At 56.5% G+C, this 23,411-nt stretch carries 14 protein-coding genes; 5 read left to right on the top strand and 9 right to left on the bottom strand.

Features of this window, described 5'->3' with window-relative positions; all coding sequences use genetic code 11:
- Positions 1-187: 187 nt before the first annotated feature.
- From KJ970_16985 to KJ970_17000, 4 genes are all read left to right on the top strand, one after another.
- Positions 188-1,402 (top strand): efflux RND transporter periplasmic adaptor subunit, encoded by a 1,215-nt coding sequence (locus KJ970_16985; GenBank protein MBU2692612.1) that lies wholly within the window; start codon positions 188-190, stop codon positions 1,400-1,402.
- 40 nt (positions 1,403-1,442) lie between these two features.
- Entirely contained in the window at positions 1,443-4,685 is a 3,243-nt protein-coding gene (locus KJ970_16990) for an efflux RND transporter permease subunit (GenBank protein ID MBU2692613.1), read from the top strand.
- Positions 4,682-7,783 (top strand): efflux RND transporter permease subunit, encoded by a 3,102-nt coding sequence (locus tag KJ970_16995; GenBank protein MBU2692614.1) that lies wholly within the window; start codon positions 4,682-4,684, stop codon positions 7,781-7,783. Before KJ970_16990 ends, KJ970_16995 begins: the two co-directional genes overlap by 4 nt.
- A gap of 106 nt (positions 7,784-7,889) precedes the next feature.
- Positions 7,890-8,165, top strand: coding sequence for a hypothetical protein (locus KJ970_17000; GenBank protein ID MBU2692615.1), 276 nt, complete (start codon positions 7,890-7,892; stop codon positions 8,163-8,165).
- A 6-nt stretch (positions 8,166-8,171) separates the two neighbouring features.
- Here KJ970_17000 and KJ970_17005 read toward each other — a convergent pair whose 3' ends face one another.
- Positions 8,172-9,068, bottom strand: coding sequence for an inositol monophosphatase (locus KJ970_17005; GenBank protein MBU2692616.1), 897 nt, complete (start codon positions 9,066-9,068; stop codon positions 8,172-8,174).
- A gap of 183 nt (positions 9,069-9,251) precedes the next feature.
- Here KJ970_17005 and KJ970_17010 point away from each other — a divergent pair, with 183 nt between their 5' ends.
- Positions 9,252-10,574, top strand: a complete 1,323-nt coding sequence (locus KJ970_17010; protein ID MBU2692617.1) for a glycine--tRNA ligase — start codon at positions 9,252-9,254, stop codon at positions 10,572-10,574.
- A gap of 60 nt (positions 10,575-10,634) precedes the next feature.
- On the opposite strand, the gene KJ970_17015 is transcribed toward KJ970_17010, so the two are convergent.
- From KJ970_17015 to KJ970_17050, 8 genes are all read right to left on the bottom strand, one after another.
- Entirely contained in the window at positions 10,635-11,801 is a 1,167-nt protein-coding gene (locus KJ970_17015; GenBank protein MBU2692618.1) for a glycosyltransferase family 4 protein, read from the bottom strand.
- 323 nt (positions 11,802-12,124) lie between these two features.
- Positions 12,125-16,438, bottom strand: coding sequence for a PASTA domain-containing protein (locus tag KJ970_17020; protein MBU2692619.1), 4,314 nt, complete (start codon positions 16,436-16,438; stop codon positions 12,125-12,127).
- A 62-nt stretch (positions 16,439-16,500) separates the two neighbouring features.
- Complete coding sequence (locus KJ970_17025; GenBank protein MBU2692620.1) at positions 16,501-18,504, bottom strand: hypothetical protein; 2,004 nt, start codon at positions 18,502-18,504, stop codon at positions 16,501-16,503.
- A 142-nt stretch (positions 18,505-18,646) separates the two neighbouring features.
- The gene (locus KJ970_17030; protein MBU2692621.1) at positions 18,647-20,161 is read right to left on the bottom strand and encodes an acyl--CoA ligase; all 1,515 of its coding nucleotides are present in this window, start codon (positions 20,159-20,161) and stop codon (positions 18,647-18,649) included.
- Complete coding sequence (locus KJ970_17035; GenBank protein ID MBU2692622.1) at positions 20,158-20,814, bottom strand: hypothetical protein; 657 nt, start codon at positions 20,812-20,814, stop codon at positions 20,158-20,160. Before KJ970_17035 ends, KJ970_17030 begins: the two co-directional genes overlap by 4 nt.
- A gap of 38 nt (positions 20,815-20,852) precedes the next feature.
- Positions 20,853-22,052 (bottom strand): homoaconitate hydratase, encoded by a 1,200-nt coding sequence (gene aksA, locus KJ970_17040; protein MBU2692623.1) that lies wholly within the window; start codon positions 22,050-22,052, stop codon positions 20,853-20,855.
- Between the two features lie 71 nt (positions 22,053-22,123).
- Complete coding sequence (locus KJ970_17045; protein MBU2692624.1) at positions 22,124-22,372, bottom strand: acyl carrier protein; 249 nt, start codon at positions 22,370-22,372, stop codon at positions 22,124-22,126.
- Between the two features lie 162 nt (positions 22,373-22,534).
- Positions 22,535-23,269 carry a sugar transferase gene (locus KJ970_17050; protein ID MBU2692625.1) on the bottom strand — a complete coding sequence of 245 codons (735 nt, stop codon included), beginning with the start codon at positions 23,267-23,269 and terminating at the stop codon, positions 22,535-22,537.
- Positions 23,270-23,411 lie beyond the last annotated feature (142 nt).

Below are 23,411 nucleotides of genomic sequence, written 5' to 3' on the forward strand. Positions count from 1 at the left end.
CACCTCCGAACGAAGAATAAAAAGTCGATGGAACCCCTGGCGTCGGCGAACCGTATCTATTGGAGAACGCGGGGTTGGGAGACTTTAAATTGAATGAGATGCCGGTGCGGAACGTATAAAGAGAAGTTCAGATAGGACGTCAGGCCCGGTTTTAATCGAATGTCGAGGGGCTCAACGGGGAGGATCCATGGAGAACATGGTGAAAACGCCGAAACGGCGGGGCCGCATCCGCTGGTTCATCATTTTAGGATTTGTGATCGTGATCGCCGCTTCTTTAGTCTACTTCAAGCCCTGGACCCGCTTCTTGGAAGAGTCGGCCGCCGCCGATGAGGCGCTCGCGGATTCATCCGCCGTCGCGTCCGCCGATTCAACGAAGAAAGACGACACATCCGATGGCGACAAGGACAAGAAGAAGGAGGTTCCGATCGAGATGGCCACGGTTGTCAGAGACTCCGTCTCGGCGACCTATACGGCCAGCGCTACATTGGAAGCCGAGCGCGATGTCGATATCCTGGCGAAGATCCAGGGCCTCGTCGAGAAGATCCATGTTGAGGAGGGTGATTATGTACAAGATGGGGATATTCTCGCCATCCTCGACGGACGGGAGTTGTCTATCCAAGTCGACAAAGCCGTCTCCTCACTCAACAATGCCACGACCGAATATGAGCGGATGCAAAGTCTCGCCAATAGAGATTTAGCCTCCCAAAAGGCCTTGGAAGACGCCCGGCATGCCCTGCAGCAGGCCGAATCGATTCTGGAAGAGATGAAGCTGAAGCTCTCCTACACGCAGATCCGGGCTCCTTTTTCGGGGATGGTAACCCAGCGTTTCATCGAGACAGGTCAGACCATCAATCCAGGTCATCAGGCCTTTTCGATCGCTGACATGGATCCCCTCTTGACCCGTGTCTATCTGCCCGAGGATGAAATCCCCAATATCAAGCGGGGCCAGCCGGTCCAGGTCCGTCTCGATTCCGAGCCCGATCTTCAACTTTCCGGTCGTGTCCGTCAGATCGCCCCGATGGTCGACCGGCAGACCGGCACGGTGAAGGTCACCGTTGAGATCGAAAAATGCGCCTCGCCGATCAGACCCGGTTCCTTCGCCCGCGTCTTCATCACCACCGATATTCATCCGCTGGCCCTGGTTCTACCCAAGAGGTGCCTCGTTGAGGAAGCCGGCAAACGGTATGTCTTTCTCATTGAGGGCGACACCGTCGTCGTCCGGGATGTTGAGCTTGGCTACGAAGAGGCCGACCGGATTGAAATCGTCGAGGGACTGGGAGAAGGCGACCATGTCGTTCTTATCGGGCAAGGCAGCCTTAAAGACGGAAGCCACGTTCGTGTATTAAATCAGTTGAACGAACCGGAAGACGCGCAGGTCGACACGGCCGAGGCCACATCGTAATGCCGTACGGGATCGACATTGCCGACAGGAGGCTTCCGGCATGCAGATAACAAGCGCCAGTATCCGCCGCCCCGTCACCGTCGCCATGATCTTCGTCGCGGCTCTGGTCTTTGGTCTCGTCTCATTGGGCCGGCTCCGCGTCAATCTGCTCCCCGATCTGACCTATCCGACGCTGACCATCCAAACAATCCTTCCCGACGCGGCGCCCGAAGAGGTGGAGAACCTTGTGACCCGCCCTCTCGAGGAATCGGCGGGCGTCGTTCATGGAGTGCGTGAGATTCGATCGGCTTCCCGTTCCGGGATGAGCGAGATCACGCTGGAATTCGCCTGGGGCACAAAGATGGACTATGCCTCGCTGGATGTGCGCGAAAAGATCGATCTGGTGAACCTTCCGGATGAAGCGCGCAGCCCCGTTTTGCTGCGGTTTGACCCGGCGCTCGAACCGATTCTCCGCATCGGCATCTACGGCGACACCGAATTAACGCATCTTCGCTGGCTGGCCGAGCACCTTTATAAAAGAGAGCTCGAGAGTCTGATCGGCGTGGCCTCGGCCAAAGTACAAGGTGGTCTCGAAGAAGAAATCCGCATTGAAGTTGATGACGCCAAGCTCGCCATCTACGGATTTTCAATGGCTGAGATCACACAGCGCTTGGCTTCTGAGAATATCAATCTTTCCGGCGGACGGCTGCGCGATCGCAATGCGGAGTTCCTGATCCGCACGCTGAACACCTATCGCGACCTGGATGACATAGGCGAAACGATCCTCCGGCATAATGAGGGACGTGTTCTCCGGCTCAAGGATGTTGCCAAAATCACCCGCTCCACCCGGGAGCGCGAGGTGATCAGCCGCATCGAAGGTAAGGAAAACGTCGAGATCGCCATCTATAAAGAAGGCGATGCCAACACGGTTGAGGTCGCGCGCAAGATCCGTGAGGAATTCAAACAGATTAACAAACAGCTACCCGAGCTGGTTCATGCGCAAATTCTCTCTGATCAATCGGTCTTTATCGAGAACGCCGTGGGTGAGGTCCGTTCCAACGCCTTCGTAGGCGGGATTCTCGCCATCCTGATCCTCTTCCTCTTCCTGCGCGATGTCCGCAGCACCCTTACAATCGGCCTCGCGATACCCATCTCCGTCATCGCAACCTTCATGTTCATGCTGCGCGCGAATGTCAGCTTGAACATTATGAGCCTGGGCGGTCTTGCCTTGGGAGTCGGGATGCTCGTCGATAACAGCATCGTCGTTCTGGAGGCGATGGTGCGTCATCTCCGTGCAGGCGCCTCACGCGCCGAGGCCGCGGAACGAGGCGCTTCCGAGGTCGGGCAGGCGGTTGTCGCTTCAACGCTCACCACGATCTGCGTTTTCCTCCCCATCATCTTTGTTGAGGGAATGGCGGGTCAGATCTTTAAGGATCAAGCCCTGACCGTTACCTTTTCGCTTCTCATCTCGCTGGCTGTCGCCGTCACGCTCATACCCATGATGGCCGCGATCGACCGCAAAGGTCCCGCTCCGCTTCCGGAGATCATCGAAAGAGCGAGGAATCCCCGCTGGTGGCGGCGATATGCGAGCGCCACCGGCGGTTTCGTTTTCTTCAGCCTCCCCACCCAGTTCCTTTGGGGCGTCCGGATTCTCGTCAAATCAATCGGCTGGCTGGTCTTTACCCTCCTTTATCCGCTGCGGCGTTCATTCGACGCGATCTACCCGCGCCTCGAACGGGCTTATCCAAAAGTCCTCGAATCGACCCTGCGCCGCCGCACGACTTTGTACATTATTATTCTTATTGCCGGCGCCTTCACCGTTTTGCTCGGCGGCCGCCTGGGCCGCCAGCTTATCCCTCCCTTCTCACAGGGGGAGTTCGCCTTTCAGATCGAGCTGCCGGTGGGAACACCGCTGGATGAAACAAGCAAAGTCCTGGGACGGATGGAAAAACTCGCCGCGGGCATGGAGGGCGTTGAAAGCTATCTCGCCACCGTCGGGACAGCCAGCCGCTCAGGCATGAACGCCGCCATCCAGCAGGAGAACCGCGGAGAGTTCTTTGTCCGTCTGAAGCCGGGGATCTCCAAACGCCGTGAAGAGGAAATCGTAGACAATCTCCGGGATCGTTTCGCCGGTATCCCCGCCGTGACGGTCGAGTTCACCCGGCCCTCCTATTTCACATTCCGTTCGCCCGTGGAGCTTGTCATTCATGGGTACGATCTGAATGATCTGCGTCTCGTCGCGGATCAGATGGTGGAGCGCTTGCAGCATGTTGAAGGTCTGAAGGATATCACATCCTCCGTGCAGAAAGGACACCCCGAAGTCCGGATCATATTTGACCGGGATCGCCTCGCCGCTTTGGATCTTTCCATGGAAGGAGTGGCTCGCGCTCTGAGAGCTAAGATCCACGGCGAGGTGGCGACCCGGTTCGACGAAAAGGACCGGGAAATCGATATCCGCATCGCCACCAAAGAGGGCCGGTATGCCGATCTTGAATCGGTCGAGGCGCTTATCGTCGGCCATAGCAACGGCATTCCCATCAGGCTCTCGGCCGTGGCGGAAATCACGCGGGATCTCGGCCCGAGCCAGGTTCTGCGGATCGGCCAGCAGCGGGCCGCCATCGTGACCGCCAATCTTGAGGGCCGCGATCTTGGCAGCGCTTCACACGAAATCATGCAGCAGGTCCGGCAGGTGCCCCTCACATCCGACATGAGCGTCATCCTTGCCGGGCAGAATGAGGAGTTTCTTTCATCTTACAAATCCCTGCTCTTCGCCATCGTCCTCGCGATTTTCCTCGTCTATCTCGTCATGGCCTCTCAATTCGAGAATCTTCTGCAGCCCCTTATCATCATGGTGACCGTGCCGCTGGGCCTCATGGGAGTGATCTGGATTCTCGCTCTCACCGGGATAGACTTCAGCGTGGTTGTCCTTATCGGGGTGATCATGCTGGCCGGCATCGTTGTAAATAACGGGATTGTTCTCATTGATATGATGAACCAGCTTCGCCGCGACGAGGGGCTGCCGCTGCAAGAGGCCGTTGTGAAAGCGGCGCATCTTCGTTTGCGGCCGATCGTCATGACGACAACCACGACGGTTCTCGCCCTCCTCCCCATGGCTCTGGGATTCGGTGAAGGTGGCGAGATCCGCGCACCGATGGCCGTCACCGTGATCGGCGGATTGTTGCTCTCGACCGCATTGACGCTGCTCGTCATCCCGAGTCTCTACACAACGATCAGCTCCTGGCGCCGGCGCGGTGTGGGAGCGGCCGGATCCGGGGCGCCGGACCACGCTGTGGTTGAGCCATGAAAATCGTCAACTTCTCGCTCAACCGGCCCGTCACGGTGATCATGCTTGTCGTCAGCATCGTTCTTCTCGGCGCGGTGAGTATCACCCGCCTGCCGCAAGAGATGCTGCCACAGATGGATTTTCCCTTCATCGGCGTCGTTGTCGCTTACCCCAACTCGATACCATCCCAGGTTGAGGAAGAGATCACGCGCCCCATCGAAGAAGTCTGCGCGACGATGGGCGGCATGAAGGAGATGTTCTCCGACAGCGGCAGCGACTATTGTTTCGTGGGGATGGTCTTTAATTGGGGCCAGTCCGTTGATGTCTTGCGGATGGGGGTTCGCGAAAAGATCGACCAGATTCGGGACGAGCTCCCCTCCGATATCCAGCAGATCGATATCTTTACATTCAACTCGAATGATATGCCGATCATGGTCGGCCGCATCGCCGCGCCGGGCATGGACCTTTCGGGAAGTTACGAGGTTCTCAATCGCAAGCTGATCGCCCCGCTCGAGCGGATCAACGGCGTCGGCCAGGTGAATATCGACGGCGTCGAGCCGAAAACGATCTCGATCTATCTTCACCTCGACAAAATCAAATCACTGCAGGTCGATGTGAACCGCATCTTCCAGGTCCTGGGCGAGACGAATTTAACATTATCGGTCGGCAAGCTCGAGGATGGCGGCACACGCTATCATCTTCGCGCCTTCTCCGCCATGGAGGCGCCGCAGGATCTGGCAAGAATTCCCATCCGGCAAGATGGATTGCAATTGGGCGATGTCGCCACCGTCATTTACGATGAACCCCTCCTCACCTACGGCCGGCATCTGAATCAGGAGCCGGCGATCGCCTTTTGGATTCAAAAAGAGTCGGGCGCCAACGTTGTTGAACTCTGCCATAATGTTCACAAACGGATGGAAGAGCTGAAAGAGGACCCCGCCCTGGCGGGCATGGACATCCTCCTCTTTTTCGACCAATCCGAGCAGATTACAAACAGTATCAACGGCCTGCTGCAGGCAGGTTTTGTCGGATCGCTGCTCGCGGTCTTGGTGCTTTATCTTTTTTTACGCCGCCTGATTACAACACTCCTCGTGGCGATCGCGATTCCCTTCAGCCTCATCGGCACCTGCACCTTCCTCTATCTCACGGGACGCACCCTGAACATTCTTACGATGATGGGACTCATGCTGGCCGTTGGGATGATGGTGGACAATGCCGTCGTTGTGCTTGAATCGATTCACCGCCATCAGGGCAAAGAACGGGATCCAAGAAAGGCGGCGATCAAGGGCGCCTCTGAAGTCGGCATGGCAGTGACGGCGGCGACACTGACATCGATCATCGTCTTCGCGCCGATCACTTTCTCGAATGCGCAAAGCGGTTTGACTAATTATCTCGCCGTCGTTGGGATCACGATCTCATCCTGTCTTGTCTTCAGCCTTCTTGTCTCGCTGATTCTCATCCCCCTCATGGCAAGCAAGATCCCTCCCCCAAAATCGAACGGCGAGGTTCGATGGATCACAGCGCTCAAGAAACGCTACAAGATCGCCCTCAACTGGGCCGCGCTGAAGCACCCGAAAATCATGGGGCTGCTCATTGTGCCCGCGGTCCTGGCATTGACCATCCTTGTCGCAAAGGTCGGCGGTATCGAATCGGATCCTGAAGCCGATGTCCAGCAGGAGAACCTCTATATTTCGTACAAGTTCACCGACAACATGACCTATACATTGACGGAGCCCCTTGTCTTTCAGGTTGAAGACTCCCTACTCGCGCACAAGCAGGAATTGGAAATCGAGCAGGTCTACTCCTGGTTTGCCGACAACGGCGCCGCCACAACCATTTACTTTAACGATAAGACTCTGAAGCCGAAACAACTTATCGATATCAGAAATAGAGTCCGCGAGGTTCTCCCGACGCTGGCCGGAGTTGAATTGAACCTCGGCGGAAATGAAGAGAGCAATATCTCAGGCGCCACCTTTATGCAGGTCACCATCTTCGGCGAGGACCACACGGCGCTCTCAGAGATCGCCACCGAGGTTAAACGCCGTTTTGAGCTGGTCGATGGGATGTACGATATTACATCGGATGATGTCCAGGGCAAACAGGAGATCCGCCTGAGATTCGATCCGGAGAAGGCCGGTCAATATAAGGTGAATCCATCCTTCATTGCGCAGCTCCTGAATCTGACCTTCCGGGGCGCCCCGCTTCCCGATTTTAAATCGGATGACGGCGAGATCCCGATGTCCATTTTATTAACACCCGAGGATCGCACGAATATCGAGAACCTTCTCGATCTCCCTATTTCAATCATTGAGGGACGTGAGGTGACATTGGCCGCTGTGGCCGATCTCGATATCGTCCGCGGCCCGGAACAGATCAGCCGCAGCAATCAGCGCACTTCGCTGACAATCTCGGGCACCTATGAAAGCGAAGACTCGGAGAAAATGAAAGAGATCACCCGGGGTATCATGGACAACATCCAATATCCCACGGGTTATGGTTGGAATTTCGGCCGGTCCATCCAGGATGCGGAAGAAGACCAGACGACGATGCTGATCAATACGCTTCTCGCCCTGGTGAGTGTCGGGCTCGTCATGGCCGCCCTCTTTCAATCTTTTCTGCACCCGATCGTGATCATGGTCTCCCTGCCCTTTGCCTTCATCGGGGTGGTCCTCATCCTCCTGCTGACCGGCACGCCCTTCTCGATTATGGTCTCGATCGGCGGGATCATCCTGATCGGTGTCGTCGTTAACAATGGCATCGTCCTCGTTGATCATATCAATGGCCTGCGGCGGGAGGGATTGTCGCGCGCGGAGGCGATCATAGAGGGCGGCCAGGGGCGGCTGCGGCCGATCCTGATGACCGCGGCGACGACGATCCTCGGCCTGCTGCCGCTGGCCGTCGGCACCGTCTCCGTCGGCGATGTCTTATACAAAGGACTGGCATTGGCCGTCATCGGCGGATTGGGGCTCTCCACCCTATTGACACTGCTCGTGATGCCGACCTACTATGTCCTCGCTGAAGAGATTACGGCGCATCTCAAGAAAATCTGGCACGCGAGCCGCAGATCGCCGCTCCGGCGGCTCCCCTCACGGCCGGCCTGGCTGAAGGCAAAGGGATAAATTAAAAGGCTATACTGAATAAAAGGCGACGGCCGGAGTATAGATGGAGCGTCGATGAATAGGGAAACCCATAGATCAGGGCCAATGGAACGAAGGAAGGTGAAAAATGCTTTGTATGATTGAACTCGCCCTTCCACTTCTCCTGGTGCTGGGAGTCGCGGGATTGGCTTTGGGGCTGGTGGGATTGGTTTTTAAGCTGATCCTGCTGCCGCTGAAGCTCGCTTTCGGTTTGATCGGCGGCATCTTGGGGTTGGTTGCGGGCTTGCTGATTCTTCCGGTCGTTTTGCCGATTCTGATCGGAATGCTGGGGCTCGGCCTGTCGATTCTCGCCATCCTGGGGCTCGTCCTGGTGCCGATCGGTCTCTTTTGCTGGATCTTTTAGCGCCGGCTAAGGCTGCGCATCGGCCGCGGAGAGACATTGCGAGAGTTCATCGTGTAAGCGGCCGTTGGTCGCCACGACCTCCCATCCGTCACGCCATTTTTCGCCACCGGTGACATCGGTCACCCGGCCACCCGCTTCACGCACCAAAAGTGTACCCGCCGCCACATCCCAGGGATTGAGATAGAGCTCCCAGAATCCGTCGAAGCGGCCACAGGCGACATAGGCGAGATCCAAGGCCGCCGAACCGCCGCGCCGGATACCACGGGCCTTGAGGGTCACATTCTCAAAATTCCGGATATTCGTATTGCGCCGTTCATCTTGAAGATAGGGAAAACCGGTCGCCATGAGCCCGTCCCGCAATGCATCCGTCTCGGTCACACAAAGTTTTTTGCGCCGGACCGGATGTCCTTCGCCGGGCGCGTCGCGTATAGATATCAACTCGCCGCCGCGACCCTTCTCCGCCCAAAAGAGCTCCCCGAGATAGGGCGCCCAAATAACGCCGAGCCGCCCCTCGCCCTCCGCCTCGAGGGCGATGCTGACACAGAACATCGGATGCCCGTGGATAAAATTGGTTGTGCCGTCGAGGGGGTCGATCACCCACCGGCGGCCGCTACGCCCCATCCGCCGGCTGCTTTCCTCGGCATGAATCCCATCATCAGGCCGCTCCCGCTCCAGACGCCGCGTCACGGCCGCCTCCGAGGCCAGATCGGTCTCACTGACGAGATCACGCCATCCCTTGCGGGTCACGCTATGCTGCCGGTGGAGCCCATCCATGAGAATGGCCCCCGCCTCAAAGGCCAGCTGGAAGGCGAGCGCGAGGTCATCCGACCTGTGCGGCGGTTCGATGGGAAAGCCGGAGGTATGAGGGTTTTCAGGATGATGGGGCGGATTCTGGGGATTCATCGACTCCTCCGAAGGATGGTGGCTGCGATGGGCCGCAAGGGTGCGTGATCATTGCTGATCTTAAGCCCAACTTACCTTTCAACTCAAAACTCCAATTCATCCCTTGTCGTACCGATGCTTCACAGTGTAGATTGCAGGCTTAATGCATGCTGGATGGGAAGCAGGAATGGACCGGGAGGACCCATGGACAACACGATGGATAAACTGGTTTCGCTGTGCAAACGACGCGGTTTTGTCTTTCCTTCGAGCGAGATCTACGGCGGCATCAATGCCTGCTGGGATTACGGTCCATTGGGAACGGTGATGAAAAACAACGTCAAGGCCGCCTGGTGGCGGGCGATGACGCAGCTTCGTGACGACATCGAGGCGCTCGACGCGGCGATCCTGATGCATCCCAAGGTCTGGGAGGCGAGCGGCCATATCGAGAACTTCACCGATCCGCTGGTTGACTGCAAACAATGTAAGGCGCGCTATCGCACCGATGAGCTAAAGGGCGACCCCACCGATCCGGAGACGGTTTGCCCCAAATGCGGCAACCGGGGGACTCTCACCGAGCCGCGGCTCTTCAACCTGATGTTCAAGACCTTTATGGGCCCTGTTCAAGACGATGCCTCCGTTATCTATCTGCGCCCGGAGACGGCGCAGGGGATCTATGTGAACTTTGATAATGTTCGCACCACCTCCCGCCAGAAGATTCCCTTCGGCATCGCCCAGATCGGGAAGGCGTTCCGGAATGAGATCACACCGGGGAACTTCATCTTTAGGACGCGCGAATTCGAGCAGATGGAGATGCAGTTCTTTGTGAAACCATCGGATGATGAGATCTGGTTTGAACATTGGAAGCAAGAACGGTATCAGTGGTACCTCGATTTGGGCATTCGCAAGGAGAAGCTGCGGTTTCATGAGCACGGCCCCAATGATCTGGCCCACTATGCAAAGAAAGCGTACGACGTCGAGTATGAGTTCCCCTTCGGCTGGAAAGAGCTGGAAGGGATTCACAACCGCACCGATTTCGACTTGGGCCGGCATCAGAAATATTCGGGCAAGAAACTGGAGTATTTCGACGATGCGAACAAGGAGCGCTACATCCCCTACATCATCGAGACATCGGCCGGATGCGACCGCACTCTCCTCACCTGCCTCGTCGACGCCTATCGCGAAGATGAAGTGGGCGGCGAAAAGAGGGTTTATCTTTCCCTGCACCCCCGCCTCGCACCGATCAAAGCCGCCGTCTTTCCTTTGGTCAAGCGCGACGGCATGCCGGAGACGTCCAAGGAAATCGTCAAGACGCTCCGCAAGGACTTCCCGGTCTTCTATGATGAAGCCGGAGCCGTGGGACGCCGCTATCGCCGGCAGGACGAAGCGGGAACGCCCTTCTGTATAACCGTCGATTCCCAGACGAAGGAAGATGAGACGGTCACCATCCGCTACCGCGACACCCTCGAGCAGGAACGGTGCAAGATCGCCGACCTGCCCAAGCGGATGAAAAAGCTGATCTGGGTTTAGATTAAGTTCGATTGAAATGCCGTGAAATGAGATGGCGTGGAAACTTCCAATTTGTACAAGTTAGAGGATTTCACGCCATAATTCTACGGTGCGGTTGACCATGGATTCGATCGAATAGCTCTTCTCGAGCGCGCTCCAATTCATGCGAACGCCTTCCCGCCCTTCACCGCCACTCTCCAAAACATCCATGACGGCGGCGGCTAGATCCTCGGCGTCACCCGAATGGACAACAAACCCGTTCTCGCCCTGAACAATCATGCGCTCGACATCTCCAACATCGGTCGAGACAACCGGTGTCCCCAAACCCAGCGCTTCCAAAACGGCGTTGGGGCATCCTTCCGACAAAGAAGTGACCAGCAGGCAACTCATGTCGGCCACCAAAGCTGGAAGATCTTCACGCGTCCCAAGAAAATGGATCCGTTCCTTTGGAAGCTGAGGATAGAATTTATCCCGTGCAAATTCACTGAGGCCACCGCCCAAAAGCACGGCGTGTGTTCCTTCAACACATGACATCACGCGATGGGCGACATCCAGAAAAAGAGGAACGTTCTTGCCCGGGGTGTCCTTTCCCACAAATCCGAGAATCGGCGTTTCCGGCGGAAGATTCAGCATGGCGCGCAGGATCGGCGGTTCGGCCTGCCGGCGGAGTTCCTTGAAGTCAACACCATTGGGAACGATAGCCAGCCGCTCCCTTGGGGCGCCGAGAGCATCACAAACAAATTCCGCGCCGCTGTGGGAGTTGGCGATCGCCCGGGGGGAATCGTTGAACATTTTGCGATAGATCCATTTTCTCGCCCACCCCGGATAAACTTCCGCACATCGGATAGACGGCACCGCCCGAATCCCGCTTGAGCCGAATTGAGACAGCCAGGTATACCCCGAAGCCAGCAGATGAACCGCATGGACTATTTGAATCCGCTCCCGGCCGAGCAGGCTCCTAAGTTTGTATAACCGATCAAGATCAAAAGATGAATGTCTTTGCAGAACCTCCAGCCGGTAACCGAGCCGCTGCACGGTGGAGGCATACGGTTCGAGTTGATCCGACAGACAAACGATGAGGGAGGGCTCCCAATCGGTGCTTTTAAGAAGGCGGAGGAGCTCCACCGTCTGCCGCTCCGCGCCGCCGAAACCAAGCTGCGTCAGGATAATCGCGATACGGGGCCGGCTGCCGTTGGGAGGAGGGGGCAAATGCAGCTGATGCCCATTGCCGCGAACGGTTCTCTCCACCTCTTCATCAGGGGATTTTATGATGTGGGTAGAGGGACGAAAGGGTGCCGGCATATGCCTATCCTGGAAGAAGTCCGCGCAACTCGTTGATTCCCAATAAAATAAAAGATCCGGCCCTTTTGGTGCAACGCAAAGGAGACGGACTTCGGCGTCAGGATTCATTATAACAGAAGAGCTGTGGATTTGGAACGAGGAGCTTCCCATAACAGGGCCGGGCTTTGGCGGCGCCGGAGAGTTCGATTGAATATAAGCCGCAGGGCGGCCTGGAACGGAGGGTCGCTCCGTTCCAGGTTTAGGCTCGGCTTTTGAAGGGTGCTGCGAGTTTACTTCTTCTGTTCGAGATGCTGCAGTGACGATCCGTTGATGATCCTCTGGAAGCCGACGCCTTCGTCGCCTTCCGGCACGGTAAAACCGATCGTCGTTGATGCTCCCAACCCGATAGGCAGCTCATCGCCTCCAATGGCGGGTCCGCCAAATATGACTATATACACACATGCGGTCCCGATATCATCGGCAACTCCAAACTCACCGCCATCATCCAAGCAGGTAAGCATAACAGCATGTGGCCCCGGCGACAGCTCAATGTTAAAGGTGTTCGCCGCCCCCTTGGGTGTCACGCCGAGATCCTTGCCGTCAACAGCGATCAGGAAGACATCGTCCGCCGCAGTCCCGCAGTCGGTGACGGTGACCTGTACATTTTTATCACAGCACCCGGCATCGCACTCATCGATCTCATTGTCGCCGTCGTTGTCGATGCCGTCGCCGCAGACCTCGACCCCGCCTCCGATGTCCTCAGGAGCGATGTTATCATCGGCCACATCGTCGGAATCGGTTTCAGAAGCGTCCTTGTCGCACTCGAAGGCGGCGTAGATCGCCTGCATCCCCGCAAAATAGCTCTGTATCGCCGTACTGGTATTGATGGCTTCCGAATAATCCTCCTCGGCCTGGGCCAGCTCGGATCCATCAACGCAGGAAGCCGCCACATCCCCCAGGAGCCCGGCCAGTAGATCAACCGAAACCTGGTAGGAATCGATCGCGCGCGCGGCATTGGTCAGAGCGTATTGGACTTCCTGATTCGCGCAGACCACTTCGCGCTCGTCGCGGACTCCCTGGTCGAAAAATGAGGAAAGTTCATAAAAGTCGGCGGCCAAACCGTCCAGCTCAAACATCATTCCGGAGAATTGGACCATCGCCTCGTCGCAATCGCCCATCACATCATCGTTGATATCATCAATCGCATCATCGATGTCATCATCGGTGGCGCCGGGCTGATCATCATCATCGTCCTGCACCCAATCGGTGCATTGCCCATCCGGTGTGCAACGCCAGGAAGGGCAGTTCTGATTCACCCATAGGCGGGCGTCCGGCTCCCCTAAAAATCCACGGGCCAGGATCGGGTTGCTGTGATGGGTGGGCTCCTGACCGCTCCCGAGCATCACCGCGCCGTCAGCGGAACAGAAGACATACCAATCCCCGCCGGTGGCCGGGCCGGTGGCGCAAGTGCCGTCCTTGGTGCAGCGCCAGGAGGGGCAGTTGGTGTTCACCCAGAGTCTCGCATCCGGCTCGCCGCGGAAATTCCCATCGAGAATCCGGCGGTTTCCAGTGGCGAAGCCCTTGCCGATGGTAACCTCCCCGCTCTCCGGATCGCAGAAGACATTCCAGTCGCCGCCGCGAACCGGCCCTGAGGCGCAGGCGCCGTATTCATCACAGCGCCAACTGGGGCAGTTTTGTTCAACCCAGAGCCGCGCATCCGGCTCACCGAGGAAACCCTCCGCCAGTATGAAAAATCGAGTGAAATCAGACTCCTTCCCCAGCACAACCGATCCGTCGGTTTTATTGCACAGGACTTTCCATGGCCCGCCATGGGCCGGATCGTCGGCGCAGGCCCCTTCTAATGTACAACGCCAGCGCGGGCAGTTATCGTCGATCCACTTCTTGACCGATCGCGGTCCCGGGAAAGGCCCCGCCATGACGAAGAAACGCGTCGGATCGCGATCCTTGCCGTAGTAGACCTCGCCAACGCCCTTCTTGCAGAGGGCGTACCATTCATACATGTCCGGTGTCGGTTGCAGGCCGACGGCCAGAGTGTCGTCGGCATGGCTGATCGGATCACCCCAGCCCCAGAGATCCGAATCGTCGTCATCGGCCACAACCGCGACCGTCGCCGCCCCCTGGGCATCGCGGTAGACGGCCGTGATGATGAAGGTACCGATGGTGGTCCCCCTGAAACTATTTCCGGGACCGGGCGTCCACTGCACTTGAGCCGGATTGAGCACCTCTTCGGCGCCGTCCTCGTAGATCAGGGTCGCCGTGAAGGCCACCGTTGAATCGACGGTGATGGTCGAGCGCGGCGGATCGAGGTAGATGAATTTCGGATCCGATTTCGACACCCAAAAACTGACGGCGGTCTTCGCCGGCACCTTCGTGCCCGCAGCCGGCGTCTGGCGCGTGACCCGTCCCGGTGACACCACATCGCTGGATTCGTTCTGTACCGTTCCGACCGTCAGGCCCGCCTCCCGGATGTCGTATTCCGCCGTCGCCTCGAGGAGATCGTAAAGATCGGGGACGGTTACCAGTCCGCGGATGACAGTCACCGTCACGGCCGCCGCATCGGTGACGGCGGCGCCCCCCGGTCCGATGCCCGTGACCGTCGCCGTATTGACCACCGGTCCCGGCTGGCTGAGAATCTGGGCGCCCTTGTAGGTCCAGACCTCCAGCGTATCGAGCACGCCGTTGCCGTTGCCGTCGCCCGACACGAATTGCAGGTTGGGACAGACATTATCACTCAGCCGGATGCCCGTGAGGGGAACATTCCCGGCGTTGGAGACGGTCAGGGTATAGACAACCGAGCTGTCAACCGGCACCTCGGCCGCCGAGGCGGCCTTCGTCAGACGGATGCCTGGGCGATCCTGGCGTTGTCTTTCTTTTTTCTTTTCGATGCACTGCTTGGTGAGTTCATCCCAAACATACCCGCTGTCGCAGACGCACTTCTTGAGCATGGGATCCCAATGCTCACGGGGCGGGCAGTCGGGCACCGGCGGCGGTTCGGGAGCCTTCACCTGAATCTGCGCCGTGCCGGTGATCGAGCTCCCCGATTCCGGCTCGGTGTAACTCGCCGAGATTGTGAAGGAACCTTCGACTGTGGCCTCGAAGCTGTTTTGCAGCGTGCCCCCCGTCCAGACAATGTTGGGATCATTGGTCACGTCCCGGGAGCTCCCGTCATCCAAGGCGAGCAGGGCCGTGAAGGTCTGGCTTTCCCCGATCGTGAGCTCGACGGAGGGAGGATTAATCGCGAGAGCGGTCGGTTTCGGTCCCTTCTTCTTCGAAATGGCGATCGGTATGTCGATCGTAAAGGTCTCTTTGTTGATCCGGCTGGTGAGGGTGGAGCCGCTGATATTGCCGGTGTGGGGTTCATATCCCTCGGCCTCAGCGTAAACCTCGAACTGGTTGAGCCCGCCATTCGCCTGCAGCTCGGCCAGGGAAGCCCGGAAGGTGGCCGTGCCGCTCGAGGCGGTCTTCGAGTTGGAGCCGAATTTAACCGTCGCCCCGGGAATCACCTCCCGCGTCTCATTGTCTTTGACGGTAATGTTTATGTTCACGTCTTTCGGGAAATCGATCCCGTCGAGAATCGTAATCAGGGTCTCCTCCCCCTGCTTCATCCCGGTGCGGATCTCTTCAAAGATCATCCGATCGGCGCGCTTCTTCCCGCGGCTGATCGCCTCCTGCATTTTGCTTTTACTCGTATGCCTTCCGATATAGCAGGCTTCCAGAACGTTCATCACCTGGTCCCTATCCATATTATCGGCACCGTAGAAATAGCCGCCCAGGACGATCATATCCTCAATTGGAACCGGCGCTCCCTTTTCACCGGAGGGGTTTAGTCTCATCGCATCATCAGGAGACCACCCCATCTCCTTGCGGTTATATTCGTATTGCGTGCAGAGCTCGCGATGTTCGACAGATCCATCAGGCTTTTTAACCTGGAAGGTCGAGAAATAGTATTTTGACCACTCCTCAAAGGCCTCAATCGCCATGATTTCCAATTCGATAATCTTTAAAAAGATACCGCCGGCATTCGTGATGACGTGGCCCAATGCCTCGTTCATGCCGGCTTCAATCATTTCCAAAGTAAATTTCTTCAGGCGCCCTTCAACCTGGGATTTGATTTCGGCCTTCACATGTTCAAAAAGAATGTCGCCGGCCCTGCCGTAATTGCCCTCCCAGGCCTCGTCGGCCATCGCCAGCAGCGCACCCCCGTGCTTCTCGGCATAGCCGATATACGTCATCGTATTGCCGCCGAGCAGTTCGTTCTGGGCCGCATAGGCCTTGCCCCTTTCATAAAGGTCCGTCATGATGGCGTCTTTTTGCTCATTGAGGATGTCGTTGATAACGGCGCCGTACTCACCGGCGCTGAGTCGCCCCGCATATTGACCCCACTTCTTGGGATCCATCTGCCCGAAGAACTGAGCGACCCTGGGATAACCGCGGCGATCCAATTCGGCAATAAGCTTGTCCTTCGCCTGATTCAGGACAGCTTCCGAAATGTCGTCATCCGCCGGCGCAGGCTTCACAACCATGGCCATAAACACGACGGCGAGTATAAGGAGGACAGCCCTTCGGATCTTTATTCCGCCCATCACTTTTGCTCCTTCGAATATTTGTACAAGACCGCCGACATGACCCCGGTTCGCCTTTCGGCCTACTGAACAACATCAAAGAGGTAGCGAACCCGGACGGCGATATCGGACTCCTGCAAATCGCCGGCGGCGTCCGTATCGGCTGTTGTCAAACGGATATTCGCCCATCCTTCAACCTCCACCTGCGGGTTGACGGAATAGAGTCCCGATAGCTTGATTTCGACTCGCGCGAGTTTTCTTTTCGGCTCCGCGTTGTAGTAGAACCTTAGTTTATAGAGACCGTCGCCTCGAATCCTCAAGGCGGGGGTGGCCATAAACTGCGCCCGCGCTTGGATCCCACCCAGCGCGCTGTTAGCCGGATTTGTCAAAATATAATCGATATCGTTATCAAAGGCGTCATTGCGTTCGGTATCGATATGGAACGTCGCGCCCCAGATCGGCCCGATCGTGAGATTCCTGAGAGCGCCCGATGTGGCGCCGGTCCAGCCGATCGAGTGGTAGTAATCCAGCGTGTGCGGCGGGTGAACATTGGCGAAGCGGAGTGGATCGTCTTTGTTGGATTCCTCGGTGTAGTAACGCGCCGCGATATTCATCTCAGTATCGGCGCCGGATCCCATGGGCCGGGATGACCGGCGAAAAGTGATTTGCGCGAAATCGAATTTCGTTGTGTCACTGTAGGCTCGATAAACCGCACGCCAAGAGGCTATCGAAATTTTCCTGCCGCGATCTTGCTTTTGATACATTAAGGCGAAATCCGAAAAATTATTGTCCTCAGCATTGGGGTACCGGTAAAGCGCCACTTCCGGACCGAAAATGACACTGCCCGCCGGACGGTTTTTTTGATTGTAATAACTCGCTTTGAGCCGGTTGTTATCAAGAGGCGATTTGTCGACTTCTGTATGTGTGAATTGCTCATAGCGGAGATTGATTGAAGAACCGCTGCCGGCAATCAACCATGTGGCGTAGGGCGTCACCTCGCGATGATTGAAAAGCTCTATCTCATTTGATTTCTTCAGGTAGTCGATCCCGAACTTCGCCTTGCCGGTTCCCACCGGCAGAATGACATTGGGTTGAAATGATAGAATGTTAAAATTGGCGTTTTTCGCCTTTCCATAGGATCGCTTCATATAATTCAAATTCGCGGCCGCCTGGAGGCGGGGGGTTTCGTAATTAACGCCTCCAGCGAAGGAGACATCCCCGAAATTGCGGAAATCTTCCTTGTCATCAGAGTATCCGCTGTAATCCAATTGAGCCCTAATGGCGAGATCTTCCTGTACTTGATGCTGCACCCCGGCGCCGAGTTTTGTGAGACCGATCTTCTTTTGCTCAATCTTGCTCTCATGGCTTCCGTGAAAGTTGATCGCGGTTGTTTCGGAAGGTATCAGCGACCCCTTCACGTTGAAGTTCAATTGCCCTGATGAGAGATCAACCTTCGGATTGGCATGGGGCCTCTTATAAGAAGCGCTTCCCGCCATGCCGCCCACCTCACCCTTAATCCGCATCCCCTTGGGTCCGCGGACAGGTGCGAGATCATCGGAAAGCCCCCCCGTTACCGGCTGAATCGGCGGGCCGAAATCATCCACCGCGCCTTGATAATACTTTTTGAGATACCGCCCGAGTTTTTCCATCTCAGACTGGTAACGATTCATTTCACGCTGCAACGCTTGAACCTCGCCGGACGAATCCTTCAACCGGGCGAAGCCGGTGTTAAATTCCTGCATGAGACGGCTTGCCTCTTTCTGGCAGGTGGTAAAAGAGGTGTGTATCGGCTCGAGCCGGCCCAGCGATTTTCTCGCCTCCGCCTTTTGCGCCGGGAGCGGTTGCCCACTCGGATCCCGGTGGTTCTGATCGATCGTCTTTATCTCTTTCAAAATGGTGAGGATCAAACCCCGCGCCCGATTTGTATTTTGCGACATGTCATTCCGCGTATTACGGAGATCCTTCGGGCTGGCCGCCCAAGCGCCGGCTGGGATTGAGAGGGAAAAAAGGCCGGTGAGGAACAGGACCCATATGACGCGACGAAAAATGATCCTTCCCGGTTGTGGACCGGGACCGCAACTCTTCATTTTTGAAAGCATAGGAGACCCTCAAACCGAAAATTTCGCTGGGTAAACCTTTCGCCGTTGTCGCCTGCAAGCTTACTATGGCGGGTCCGTGAGGTCCAACAAGATATTCAGCGGTATGAGACGGTGGGAGAATGAGATCCCGTTACTTCCCAGGATCGGCGATCCACTCCCGAAGACGTTTTCGATCGAGTTTTCCGTAGAGATTCCGCGGCAGGGATTGCCGGAGATGGATTTTCCTGGGGATTTTATAGGCTGAGACGAGCTCCTTGAGATAGGAGCGGCATTTAAGGGTCACTTCTGATTCGGTGAGGGTGTTCTGTTCAACGACTTGAACCACCGCCTCCACCGCTTCACCAAGGAGCGGGTCTTCGACACCGAGAATCGCCGCCTCCTGGATCTCGGGCAATTCCTGGATATACCCCTCGATTTCGCCGGGATCGACCTTTTCATTTCCGATATTGATCGAATCGGTCATTCGTCCGATAAGAACAAGATTCTGCTCGGAATCGAGCAAACCGACGTCACCGGTTTTGAGCCAACCTTTGATAAATTTCTCTTTCGTTTCGCCCGGCATCCGCCAGTAGCGGCTCATCAGACTGGTCCCGCGAATCATCACCTGGCCGATCTCGCCCTCGGAAACCGGATTCGCCTGCTCGTCAGCGACCATCAGTTCTGTTCCACGCACGGCCCGTCCCACCGGTAACGATTTTCCGGTTAGGGGTTGCTCATGATCACGAACCCAGTGATAGCTGATCCGGGGAGAATTTTCCGTGCATCCATACTGATTCACAACCCCGCTGTTCGGGAAACACTGTTGCATGTCATCGACGACCTGACGGGCGAGAAACTGCCCCCCGCCCATCGCATATCGGAGCGAGGTCAGATCGAGATCTTCACCGGCGGCCGTCTTCATGAGGATTTTAAAACTTGTCGGATTCGCCGAGAGCCCCTTCAGACCGAACTGCTGGATCGCCTCCAAAATGAGGATCGGATATCTCAATCCGCGGCGGATGGGACAGATGGCGGCCCTCCCCAAGATTTGTACAAGAACCTGTGAGACCGCATAGGCATAGCAGGTGGGGGTAAAGAGAGGGGCAGCATCCTTTGCCTCTACCTCGAGATATTCCCTGATGGCGGCGACATTTGAAAGAAGGCCTCCTGCAGAGAGAACGACGCCTTTAGGCAACCCGCTCGTACCGGATGTAAAGATAATCACGGCATCACCGGGCCGTCCGGCCTCAAGCGTCCCGCGACGGCAATCGAGAATACGGAGTGACTTTTCATCCGTGTCGATCGTGGAATGGACGCCGCCCGTCCCCGGATTCGCCCCATGTGTGAGAAGAAAAGAAGGGTTCACCGATTGGATACAACGATCAACCTCGAACCGGGTCCAGGTCGGGCTCAGCATCAAAGCCGTCGCCCCACTGCGAAGCACCGCCAGAAGCGAAACGATATATTCTGGAGACGGATCGCAGCAAATCCCGACCCGCATCGAGTCTTCGAGTCCGGCGCCGCGCAATCGATCCGCTAGACAATCAACCCTCTTCAGAAGACCCGGATAATGACAAATCTCGGGCCCCAAGACAGCCGGGCCGGTGAACGAAGCCAGCGGTTCAAAGAGGATTTCATTGAAGAGATCACGGCTGGAACGGTTCATAAAACCGCTTTCAATGGATCTTGGTACCGAATGACCCGGCCGGGATTACCGAGGACCACCGCATTGTCGGGTATATCTTTGAAAATGACCGATCCGGCGCAAAGAAACACATTGTTGCCGATTGTTTTGGAACCGGCGGCGATATTGACTCCCGTCCCGGCAAAAAAATTATCGCCGATTTTTGCGGAAGCTCCGACGATCGTGTTGCCCCCGATGACGCAATTCGTGCCGATCGTGATGTCGTGCCCGATACTGACTCCGGTTCCGATCTGCGCATAGGGTCCGATGTGAACACCGGTTAATATATTCGTGCCCAGTGAAATGACCGCTCCCTCTCCGAGTTCCACATCGCTGCAAAGATTCACCGACGGATCGATGACGGATGGGATTTTGAAACCCAGATCCTTCACCTTCTTAAAAAGCCGCCTTCGCGCCGCCATGTTTCCCAGAACGGGAAGCGCGCCCTCCAATCCCCCCTCGCGCAGAGATTCGAGGCGATCCGTACCGCCGATGACGGATAGATTGTAAAAGATCCGGCCGTGGAGGTCCGCGTTGTCATCGAGATAACCGATGCACTCCAATTGGGTCTGCCGGCGCATGAACTCACCCACCATCCGGCCGGTCTGCCCCGCACCGATGACAACAAATTTCATCTCAACACCTCATCGCCGGGCTCCTGATGGAACAGTTTTCAGAAACCCTTTCCCAGTTTCGCCCTGATGATAATCGAAAGTTCTTCATCCGTCAGATAGCGGCCCGCTTCCACGGTTCTCGCCGCGATCATCGGCAGCAACTCCTCCAACTGCTTTTCGGTCATTTCGAAGCCCAAGCGGTTGGCGTTGGTTTTAAGGGCGACCCGCCCGCTGTGCTTGGAAACACCGATAGTACGCGCCGAGGCATCCCGGCCGACAAGTTCAGGTGAAATCAGTTCATAGGTGTTGAGCGCCTTGAGAACACCGTCGACATGAATACCGCTGGAATGCCGCCAGTTATTATCCCCCACCACGGGGTGATTCACCGGCAAGGGCCGGTCGGCCGCGACTTGCACATAATGACATAATTCATGGAATCGGGTCATGTCGATTCCGGTATCGACATTGAGCGTCAGCTCCATCGCCGCCGTGACAACCTCGAGGGCGGCATTACCCGCCCTCTCTCCGATACCGTTCACCGCCGTGGAAACAAAATACTTTCTGGCGCCGGATATTTTCCCCGACTCTTTTAAATCCAGATAGGTGCGCGCCCCGACAACGGCATTCGCAGCCGCCATACCCAAGTCATTGTGGGCATGAACCTCGATGTCGATATCTTCCTGCTCCCAGACCTCTTGTAATATCCGTTGCACACTGATCGGATCGGTACGCCCCACCGTATCACAGAGGCGGATCCGGTCTGCTCCCGCCTCCCGCACGGCGGCGATCAATTCCATCCGGAAGACAGGATCGGCGCTGAAAGCATCCTGAAAATCGGCGACCATATAGAGGTCGAGACTCTTGCCATGCCTCATCGCGTCCGTCATCGCTTTTAGAACAAAGGATCGATCCTTTCGCAGGACATTCGCGATCATGAACTCGGAAGACGGAATCGACGCGCAACAACCATCCATTCCCCTCTTCCGTGACCAGTCGATTTCGGCTGGGATCGGCCGGTGCCATCCCAAAATTCGACACGCCAACAGGCCGTCACGGCGTCTCGACACCAACTCATCGAGATATTCCCCTTCGTATCCTCCTGAAGCCGGAAATCCCGCTTCAATCTCGGTGACACCGGCCTGATTCAGTAACGAGGCGATTTGCAGCTTCTGCTCATTGGTGAAGACAATCCCATAGGTTTGTTCCCCATCCCGCAGAGTCGTGTCTGATAAAATAACGCCTGTAGCCTTTTCCGTCATGGTTGTCCCTTCCGCTCCCATATTAATGATCTGATGTCTTATACAAGATCCCGTGGAAGATGAAAACAGGCCTAATTTATTCCGCCACGTTTCCTATTGATGAATTGAGCGGTTGCGGCGACCGTATCGAAATGCTCCGGCCGCACCTCGCGATCCAGAACGGTAATCCCAAATGAGTTTTCAATAAAATTGATAAACCCGAACATCTCGAGGGAATCCAATGAATCCAAAGAGCACGTCTGCGGCGGGCACCCGTTCAGCCGGATCGACGTGGATCGCTTCAAGTACGATACAATCTCATTAATGATGGGATCGGTCATCAACAGCCATCACCCTTCCATTTTCACCCTTCAGTGATCTTTCTGCACCCTTATGGCATACAGCAACTTAGCATAGCAGATCCCGGCAGTTCCGTCAGGACCCTAATCTTCAGATCAAACCCGCAAATTCATGGCATGATGCCGCTGGTTCCTTTGGGAGTTTTAATCCGCCGGATCGACCGGATCCCCGGAGCTTGGAGTCGATTCTTTAACCTCTTCTCCCTCATGGCGTTGGGCGGTTCGCGCTCTCAATTTATCCCCCCAATAATCCGAGGTGGCGATCACGTCGGAACTATAAAGAACGGTGGGGATCGTTTTGAGCAGTACGAGAAGATCCATCGCCAAGGAGAGACGCCGGATATATTCCAGATCGAGCTGGATCCGTCGTTCCCAATCAATCGTGTTCCGGCCGTTAACCTGGGCCCAGCCGGTGATCCCCGGCCGGACGAGAAGCCGGCCCCGCTGGTTTTCATCATAAAGATCGACCTGAAATCTCAACCCGGGTCGCGGTCCGACAATGCTGATATCCCCCTTGATCACGTTAAAGAGCTGTGGAAGTTCATCCAAACTCGTCTTGCGAAGAAACCGCCCGATGCCGGAAACACGGGAATCGTGCTCCATCACCCGGATCCCCGCCCCCTTATGCTCGGCCCCGACGACCATCGAACGGAACTTTATGAGGTGGAAGGGGCGGCCGTCTCTGCCGATGCGCTCCTGGCGGTAGAAAACCTCTTCTCCATCCTCCAGTTTGACGAGGAGGGCGATGAAGAGCATAGGAAGTGCGAAGATCAGCAGGATCGGCAGGGCCATCAGGACGTCAAGCATCCTTTTGCCGCTCCGTGCGTAGAAATTGCGGGGGGCCGCCGCATTGTCGGATTTTCCGCTTTCTGGACTCATCCTGGCTTCAATTTAAGAGGGATTATCCTGCCAGTCCACTGCATGAATCACCGGCTCTCGATAAATAAAATTCTTACTAATTTTGATTCCCAAGTAAACGTTTGCAAGATCTCCCGCGACTCCACATGCAAACCACCTACCC

This window comes from Candidatus Eisenbacteria bacterium, from assembly GCA_018831195.1.
Classification (GTDB): domain Bacteria; phylum Eisenbacteria; class RBG-16-71-46; order CAIMUX01; family JAHJDP01; genus JAHJDP01.

Coding starts and splice junctions, on each gene's coding strand:
- KJ970_16985 (MBU2692612.1), top strand. CDS start 188: ATGGAGAACATGGTGAAAACGCCGAAACGGCGGGGCCGCATCCGCTGG.
- KJ970_16990 (MBU2692613.1), top strand. CDS start 1,443: ATGCAGATAACAAGCGCCAGTATCCGCCGCCCCGTCACCGTCGCCATG.
- KJ970_16995 (MBU2692614.1), top strand. CDS start 4,682: ATGAAAATCGTCAACTTCTCGCTCAACCGGCCCGTCACGGTGATCATG.
- KJ970_17000 (MBU2692615.1), top strand. CDS start 7,890: ATGCTTTGTATGATTGAACTCGCCCTTCCACTTCTCCTGGTGCTGGGA.
- KJ970_17005 (MBU2692616.1), bottom strand. CDS start 9,068: ATGAATCCCCAGAATCCGCCCCATCATCCTGAAAACCCTCATACCTCC.
- KJ970_17010 (MBU2692617.1), top strand. CDS start 9,252: ATGGACAACACGATGGATAAACTGGTTTCGCTGTGCAAACGACGCGGT.
- KJ970_17020 (MBU2692619.1), bottom strand. CDS start 16,438: ATGGGCGGAATAAAGATCCGAAGGGCTGTCCTCCTTATACTCGCCGTC.
- KJ970_17025 (MBU2692620.1), bottom strand. CDS start 18,504: ATGAAGAGTTGCGGTCCCGGTCCACAACCGGGAAGGATCATTTTTCGT.
- KJ970_17030 (MBU2692621.1), bottom strand. CDS start 20,161: ATGAACCGTTCCAGCCGTGATCTCTTCAATGAAATCCTCTTTGAACCG.
- KJ970_17035 (MBU2692622.1), bottom strand. CDS start 20,814: ATGAAATTTGTTGTCATCGGTGCGGGGCAGACCGGCCGGATGGTGGGT.
- aksA (MBU2692623.1), bottom strand. CDS start 22,052: ATGACGGAAAAGGCTACAGGCGTTATTTTATCAGACACGACTCTGCGG.
- KJ970_17045 (MBU2692624.1), bottom strand. CDS start 22,372: ATGACCGATCCCATCATTAATGAGATTGTATCGTACTTGAAGCGATCC.
- KJ970_17050 (MBU2692625.1), bottom strand. CDS start 23,269: ATGAGTCCAGAAAGCGGAAAATCCGACAATGCGGCGGCCCCCCGCAAT.